Origin of the sequence: Kineosporia mesophila (assembly GCF_021129235.1) — a bacterium.
Taxonomy (GTDB): Bacteria; Actinomycetota; Actinomycetes; order Actinomycetales; family Kineosporiaceae; genus Kineosporia; species Kineosporia mesophila.
The window spans coordinates 369,028-375,600 of the sequence record NZ_JAJOMA010000003.1 but is presented as its reverse complement, the minus strand read 5'-3'; the positions used below and the strand labels follow the sequence as shown (position 1 = coordinate 375,600).

Below are 6,573 nucleotides of genomic sequence, written 5' to 3'. Positions count from 1 at the left end.
CATGAGGAAACTCAGGCAGCGGCGCGGGCCGCCATTACTGCTTTGACGGGCCGAACAACCGCCATTACTGCTTTGACCACCCGAACACCAGGCCCGGCCGGCAACCACCACCGCACGGCAGGGGCACATCGTCCTTCATCCCTGTGCGTGATCATGCAAAACCTCCCCGGGGAGATTTTGCATGATCACGAGCGAAGAAGGACGAGGGGCGCTTGCCGGGTTTTGGTGACCGGAAGCGCGAGGGGAGCTTGCTTCGTCCTTCATCACCTCGTTCGCACGATCACGAACGAGGGGCGAGGGAGACTTGCCTCGGCTTCGGCCGATAGCGTGAAGCCGTGGAGTTGGTGATCGCCCGTAACCCTGATCCGGACAGCCGCCTGCCCTACCTGCTACGTCTTCCCCTGGGAGAGGGTCTGGTGTTTGCCACGAAAGACACCTGGCCCCGTACCAGTGCGCTCTACTGCCATCCGTTACCGCTGGATGCCTGGCCGCACGACGACACTCTGGACGAGGTCGAGAAGGTGAAGCTGCGGGTCTGCGACCGCCGCGGCGCGGCCATCGACATCGTTGCCGACCGTACCCGGGAGAGCCGCACCCAGATCGTCTTCACCCACGCCCGTGGTCGGCAGATGGTGTTCTGGCAGTCCCCGCGCACGCGTAAGCAGTCCCGGCCCGATGTGCGTACCCCGACGGCTCGCGCGGCCGGGATCAGCGAACTCGAGATCCTGGTCGATGCCCACGAGAAGTACCCGTACAAGTTCCCGCAGCAGGCGGTCACGACCACCCGAAAAGCTCTGACGTGCGGCGACTACGCCATCATGCTGAATGACCGGACGATCGCGGCGGTCGAGCGCAAGACGATGGCCGATCTGATCGGCAGTCTGACCGGCGGGCGTCTCCGGTACGCCCTCGCCGACCTGGCAGCCCTTCCGCGGGCTGCGGTGGTGGTCGAGGAACCGTACTCGAAGGTCTTCGCCCAGGACCGGGTACGGCCGGCGCTGGTGGCCGACGGCCTCGCGGAGTTGCAGATCGCCTGGCCCGGTGTCCCGATCGTCTTCTGTGACACCCGGAAACTGGCCGAGGAATGGACCTATCGCTGGCTCAGCGCGGCCCGGGTCTGGGCCGGGCAAGAGGCCACGCTGAATCCGGAGCCGTCTGAGCCGGAACCGTCCACGAAAGAACTCCGGGCCTGGGCGCGCGGAGAGGGAATCGACGTACCCGAACGGGGCCGACTGCGCCCCGAGGTCCTGGCCGCCTGGCGGGCAGCCCAGATGCCGGCGTCCTGACCAGGAAGAAATTCCGGAGACCGAACCACCGGCCGACCAGTAGCGTTGATCCGTGACCGAATTGCACACGTCCAGGCTGATACTCCGCGACATCGCGCCCACCGACGCCGCCAATGTGCACGGCTACGCGAGCGATCCCGAGGTCTGCCGGTACATGGTCTGGGGCCCGAACACCCCTGAGGCCAGTGAGGCGTTCGTGCGGCAGGAGCTTGCGGTGCTGGCCGACCCGGAGCGCACTTCGTTCAACAAGCTGGTGACGATCGCCGATACGGGCGAGGTGATCGGCGCCGTCGAGCTGCGCATCATCAGCACCGCGCACCGGCGGGGTGAGTTCGGGTACGTGCTGCGCCGCGACGAGTGGGGCAAGGGCTACGCCACCGAGGCGTCGCGGGCCCTGGTGCACTGGGGCTTCGAGTGCTTCGGCCTCGAAAGAATCTCGGCGACCTGCGATCCGGAGAACAAGGCCTCGGAGAACGTGCTGCGGAAGGTCGGTCTGGAGTACGAGGGGCGCATGCGCCGGCACCTGAAGGTCCGTGACCGGTGGCGGGACTCGCTGCTGTTCGCGATCCTGTCGGACGACGAACGGCCGGCCGGCTGATGATGGGGGTGGATCCGTGCGATCACAGCGCACGGATCCACCCCGATCACGGTGGTCCACACCCCGTCCCGGAGTCTCTCCGAGACCGGCATCCTGGAGGCATGCGGGAGCCGTGGGTTGCCCTGAGCGAGATTCGGCAGGGGGCGGTTGCCCGGTCGCAGTTGCTCGGCCAGGCACTGTCTGCCCGACGGGCTCGGCGCCATGTGTGTACGTCACTCATTCGGGGCCGGTGCCCGAACTGACGAAGGTGTGGGGCGCTGTCCTGTACTGCGGGCCGGGTGCGGTCGCCGGATCGCAGGCCACGCTTGGATCAGCCCGCCCATGGTCTGGACGCCACGGCCCGTCCGCTTGCGGGCCGGGGTGTCGAGTCAGGCAAGACCGGGGAAGACCGGTGCGGTGGTAGCGCACAGACCTTCCCCCATCCGTCTACACGGCCCTGAAATACTGTTTCCCATGCACCAGCGTCAGTTCGTGGAGCGTTTTGCCGACTCCTGGTCCGCCACCGGTGCCTCGCGCATCGAAGGGCTGATCGCGGGGTACCTGCTGGTGGACGAGTCGGACGGGGTCAGTCCGACCGAGCTCGCGGAGCAGCTGGGGATCAGCGCGGGGTCGGTATCGTCCTACACCCGGGCGCTGGTGGACCGGGGGTTCGTGCGGCGGGTGCGCCGGCCGGGCGAGCGGTCGCACTACTTCCTGATGGACGAGGACGTCTGGGCGGGCTTCCTCGCGACCGAGCAGCGGTACCTGACGGATCAGCGCAAGCTGGCCGAGGAGACGCTGCCGTTCGTGCGGGAGGGGGGTCGCGCGTGGGAGCGGGTCCGGAACATGCGTGACTACATGGGCTGGCTCATCGACTCCCGGCTGGGCAGTGAATGGGCGCGGTTCAAGGCCGAACGAGACCTCCAGGGTGGACGCGGGCCCGCACGGTGACCATCGGGGTGCGGCTTTCCGGGTCGGTCCCGATCACCCCGTCCACCCCGAACACGTCGGCCAGCAGTTCCGTGGTCAGCACCTCGGCGGGTTCGCCCGAGGCCACGACCGTGCCACGGTCGAGAACCACCAGGTGCGAGGCGTAGCGCGCGGCCTGGTTGATGTCGTGCAGCACGGTCAGCACCGTGCGGCCGTCGGCCCGCATGTCCTGGCACAGGTGCAGCAGCTCGACCTGGTGGGCCAGGTCGAGGAACGAGGTCGGCTCGTCCAGGAGCACGTAGTTCGTCTGCTGGGCCAGCACCATCGCGATCCAGACCCGCTGCCGCTGACCGCCCGACAGATCGGTCAGCAGACGGTCCGCCAGATCCGTGATCCCGGTGGCGACCATCGCTGCATCGACGATCGCGGCGTCCCCGGGCAGCCACTGACGCCACAGTGAGTGGTAGGGATGCCGGCCCCGCGCCACCAGGTCGCGTACGCGCAGCGACTCCGGGGCGATCGGGTGCTGGGGGAGCGAGGCCACCCGCCGGGCGACGGCTGGGGGGCGCAGCGAGCGCAGGTCGTCGCCGTCGAGCAGCACCCGGCCCGCGGACGGGCGCAATACCCGGGCGAGGGCCTTGAGCAGCGTCGACTTCCCGCACCCGTTGGGCCCGATCACGGCGGTGAATTCGCCCTCCGGCACCACGAAGTCGAGGCCCGAGGCGACCACGGTGCCGTCGTAGCCCAGGGTGACGTTCTCCAGCGACAGGCTCACAGCCGTCCCTTCCTGTGCTCGCTCAGGAGCAGGTGTCCGAGGTAGAGCCCGCCGACCCCGAGCGTGAGGACGCCCACGGGCAGTCCCCGCACCAGAGGCATCTGCTGGGCGGCCAGGTCGGCGACGACCATGATCAGGGCCCCCGTGAGAGCGGCCGGGATCACACCGATCTCGGAGGAACGGATGACGCGGCGGGCGATCTGGGGGGCGGTGAGGGCGACGAACGAGACCGGGCCGGCGGCGGCCACGGCGGCACCGGCGGCGATGACGGACAGGACGATCGCCGCCGTGCGGGTGCGGTCGGGATCGACGCCGAGCCCGGCGGCGGTGTCGTCACCCATCTCGAGCAGGCGCATGCTGACGGGCAGGGTCATGGCGCAGGGCAGGACGACCAGCAGCACGATCCCGGTGATCAGGACATCGTCCCGGTTGGCCGCATTGAGCGAACCGACCAGGTACGCGGCCAACTGGGCCGCCGCGTCCCTCAATTTGACGCTCACCACGTACTGGGTGACCGCGTAGGCCATCGCGGCCACCCCGATACCCGCGATGATCGTGCGGGTCGGGGAGCGAAAACCCTTGCCGGTGCAGAAGAAGACGATGAGCGTGGCGGCACCCGCGCCTGTCCCGGCCCCGACCGGGGCCGGGATGCCGGGGAACATCAGCGACGTCACCGCCACCCCCGCACCGGCTCCCGCGCCCAGCCCGATGACATCGGGACTGCCCAGCGGGTTTCGCGTGACGCTCTGGAACAGCGTGCCGGAGAGCCCGAGCAGGGCCCCGACCAGGACGGCCGTGGCCAGGCGGGGGCCACGCAGACGTTCCAGCACGAACGCCGACTTACCCCCCGCGCCCCCGAACAGCGCGGACGGCAGTTCGGTGAGCGGGATGCCGAGCCGGCCCAGCGACAGGGTGGCGGTGCTCGCGAGCAGCACGGCGAGAACGGTGAGGCCGCAGTAGAGAACGGCGTCGCGCCGCACCGGGATCATCGGGCCGCCCAGCCACGACGCACGGCGAGCAGCAGGAACGGCGCCCCGATGAGGGCGGTGACGATGCCGACCATGATCTCCTCGGGACGGGCGACGACCCGGCCCACGATGTCGGCGACGATGAGCAGCGTGCCGCCCAGGACGGCGGCCAGGGGGATCTGCCAGCGGTGATCGGGGCCGGCCAGCGACCGGGTCAGGTGCGGCACGGCCAGTCCGATGAACGCGATCGGCCCGACGGCCGCGGTGGCGGCCGCGCTGAGGAGCGCCGCCGCGAGAATTCCGGCTCCGCGGACGAGAGCGACGCGCGTCCCCAAAGACACTGCCACGTCCTCCCCGAGCGCCAGATTGTTGAGCGAGGGCGCCAGCAGCACGGCGATCACCAGGCCACCGATGAGCGCCGGTGAGACGGACACCGCGACCGACAGGTCGCGCCCACCCAGCGCGCCGATCACCCAGAACCGGAACGAGTCGAACACCCCCGGGTTGGTCAGGGTCATCGCCTGGATGTAGGCGCTGAGCACGGCCGACACCACGGCTCCGGTGAGCAGCAGACCGACGACGCTGCCCGAGGCCGAGCGGCCGCCGACGGCGGAGACCAGCAGCACCGTGGCCAGCGCCCCGGCCAGGGCCACCCATACCGAGCCGGCCCCGAAACCCGCCCCGGAGAAAGCGGCTGCGGTGACCATCGCGGCGGACGCCCCGACGGTCACACCGAGCAGACCGGGATCGCCCAGCGGGTTGCGGGTGATGCCCTGGATGACGACGCCGGCGACGGCCAGCGCGGCACCCACCAGCAGACCCATCACGGTGCGCGAGAACCGGGAGTCGAGAACGGCTTCCAGATAGGGGTCGGGAGTGCCGGTGAGCACTTTGACGACCTCGGCGGGCGCGGTGGCCCGGCCACCGAGAAACAGGCTGGCCACCGTGGCGAGGGCGAGCCCCACCACGGCGGCCAGCAGGATCAGGCCGTTCCTCACAGCTGGTCGACGGCCTCGTCGATCAGGGGGACGAAACGCTCCAGCGCCCAGGGCACGGTGAGCGGGTTGATGATGGAAGACGCCGTGACGAAAGGCTGTTCGGTCGGTGCCACCACCGATCCGCGCTTGATCGCGGGAATCTGCCGGTACAGCTTCTGCGCCTCGATCTCCTTGCGGTTGGCCGCGTCCGAGTAGAACGTGAAGATCAGGTCGGAGTCCTTGAGCTTGTCGGCGTTCTCCAGGCCGATCGCCGCGGAGTCGGTGCCCTTGACCTCCCACTGATCGAGGGTGTCGACCACCGGATCGACGGTCAGGCCGAGCGCGCTGACCATGGCCACGCGCTGCTCACCCTTGAAGAACACCCCGAGCGTGCCCGGGCCGCTGTTGTAGATGTACGAGAACGTGATGTCCTTGTACTCCGGCCGCGCGGCCTCCGACAGCTGGGTCCTGATGGTGCTGACCAGCTTCTCCGCGTCGGCGCTGCGTCCCATGGCCTTACCGATGGTGCGGATCTGCTCGTCCCACGTGATGGTCCACGCCGTCTCGGGATAAGCGATGGTGGGGGCGATGTCCTTGAGCAGGTCGTACTGCTCCTGCGTCACACCCGACCAGGGCGCCAGGATCAGGTCGGGCTCCAGCTCCACGATCGCCTCGACGTCGAGCTCGGTGCTGCCCGTGAACTGCTTCGGCAGGTCGGCGCCCTTCTTCGTCACCGCCTCGTAGATCCACGGCATGTACCCGGTGTCGTCGCTGCCCCAGGGATACTCCTCGATGCCCACCGGCACCGTGCCCAGGGCGATCGCGGTCTCGGTCGAGCCCTGACCGAGCGTCACGATGCGCTCGGGCTTCTCCGTGATCTCCGCCGTGCCGAGCGCGTGCTCGATGGTCACGGGCTCGAAGCTCGTGCCCGTCGCCGCGCCGGCCTCCTGGCTGTCCGAGCCCGCACCACAGGCGCTCAGGACAAGGGCGGCAGCCGTCAGGAATGCCGCAATTCCGCCCCGGTGGCGTGTTCTCACGTGTGTTCCTCTCCAAGGTACGA

7 protein-coding genes are annotated in these 6,573 nt (G+C 69.3%); 3 read left to right on the top strand and 4 right to left on the bottom strand.

The annotated features are described in order from the left end of the window. The first annotated feature begins 335 nt into the window (after nt 1–335). From LR393_RS06625 to LR393_RS06615, 3 genes are all read left to right on the top strand, one after another. Nucleotides 336–1,286 carry an ERCC4 domain-containing protein gene (locus tag LR393_RS06625; RefSeq protein WP_231482302.1) on the top strand — a complete coding sequence of 317 codons (951 nt, stop codon included), beginning with the start codon at nt 336–338 and terminating at the stop codon, nt 1,284–1,286. Between the two features lie 52 nt (nt 1,287–1,338). Next, complete coding sequence (locus tag LR393_RS06620) at nt 1,339–1,884, top strand: GNAT family N-acetyltransferase (protein WP_231482301.1); 546 nt, start codon at nt 1,339–1,341, stop codon at nt 1,882–1,884. Nucleotides 1,885–2,337: 453 nt separating this feature from the next. Then, nucleotides 2,338–2,814, top strand: a complete 477-nt coding sequence (locus tag LR393_RS06615) for a GbsR/MarR family transcriptional regulator (protein WP_231482300.1) — start codon at nt 2,338–2,340, stop codon at nt 2,812–2,814. Here the strand turns inward: LR393_RS06615 and LR393_RS06610 are convergent. From LR393_RS06610 to LR393_RS06595, 4 genes are read right to left on the bottom strand one after another with little or no spacing between them, the layout of a single operon-like run. Next, nucleotides 2,768–3,568, bottom strand: a complete 801-nt coding sequence (locus LR393_RS06610; RefSeq protein ID WP_231482299.1) for an ABC transporter ATP-binding protein — start codon at nt 3,566–3,568, stop codon at nt 2,768–2,770. The genes LR393_RS06615 and LR393_RS06610 overlap by 47 nt on opposite strands. Beyond that, a complete protein-coding gene (locus LR393_RS06605; protein WP_231482298.1) occupies nt 3,565–4,557 on the bottom strand; it encodes a FecCD family ABC transporter permease in 993 nt (330 codons plus the stop codon). Before LR393_RS06605 ends, LR393_RS06610 begins: the two co-directional genes overlap by 4 nt. Continuing rightward, entirely contained in the window at nt 4,554–5,585 is a 1,032-nt protein-coding gene (locus tag LR393_RS06600) for a FecCD family ABC transporter permease (RefSeq protein WP_407937294.1), read from the bottom strand. Before LR393_RS06600 ends, LR393_RS06605 begins: the two co-directional genes overlap by 4 nt. Further along, nucleotides 5,531–6,550, bottom strand: a complete 1,020-nt coding sequence (locus LR393_RS06595) for an iron-siderophore ABC transporter substrate-binding protein (protein WP_231482296.1) — start codon at nt 6,548–6,550, stop codon at nt 5,531–5,533. The genes LR393_RS06600 and LR393_RS06595 overlap by 55 nt, the downstream gene beginning before the upstream one ends. Nucleotides 6,551–6,573 lie beyond the last annotated feature (23 nt).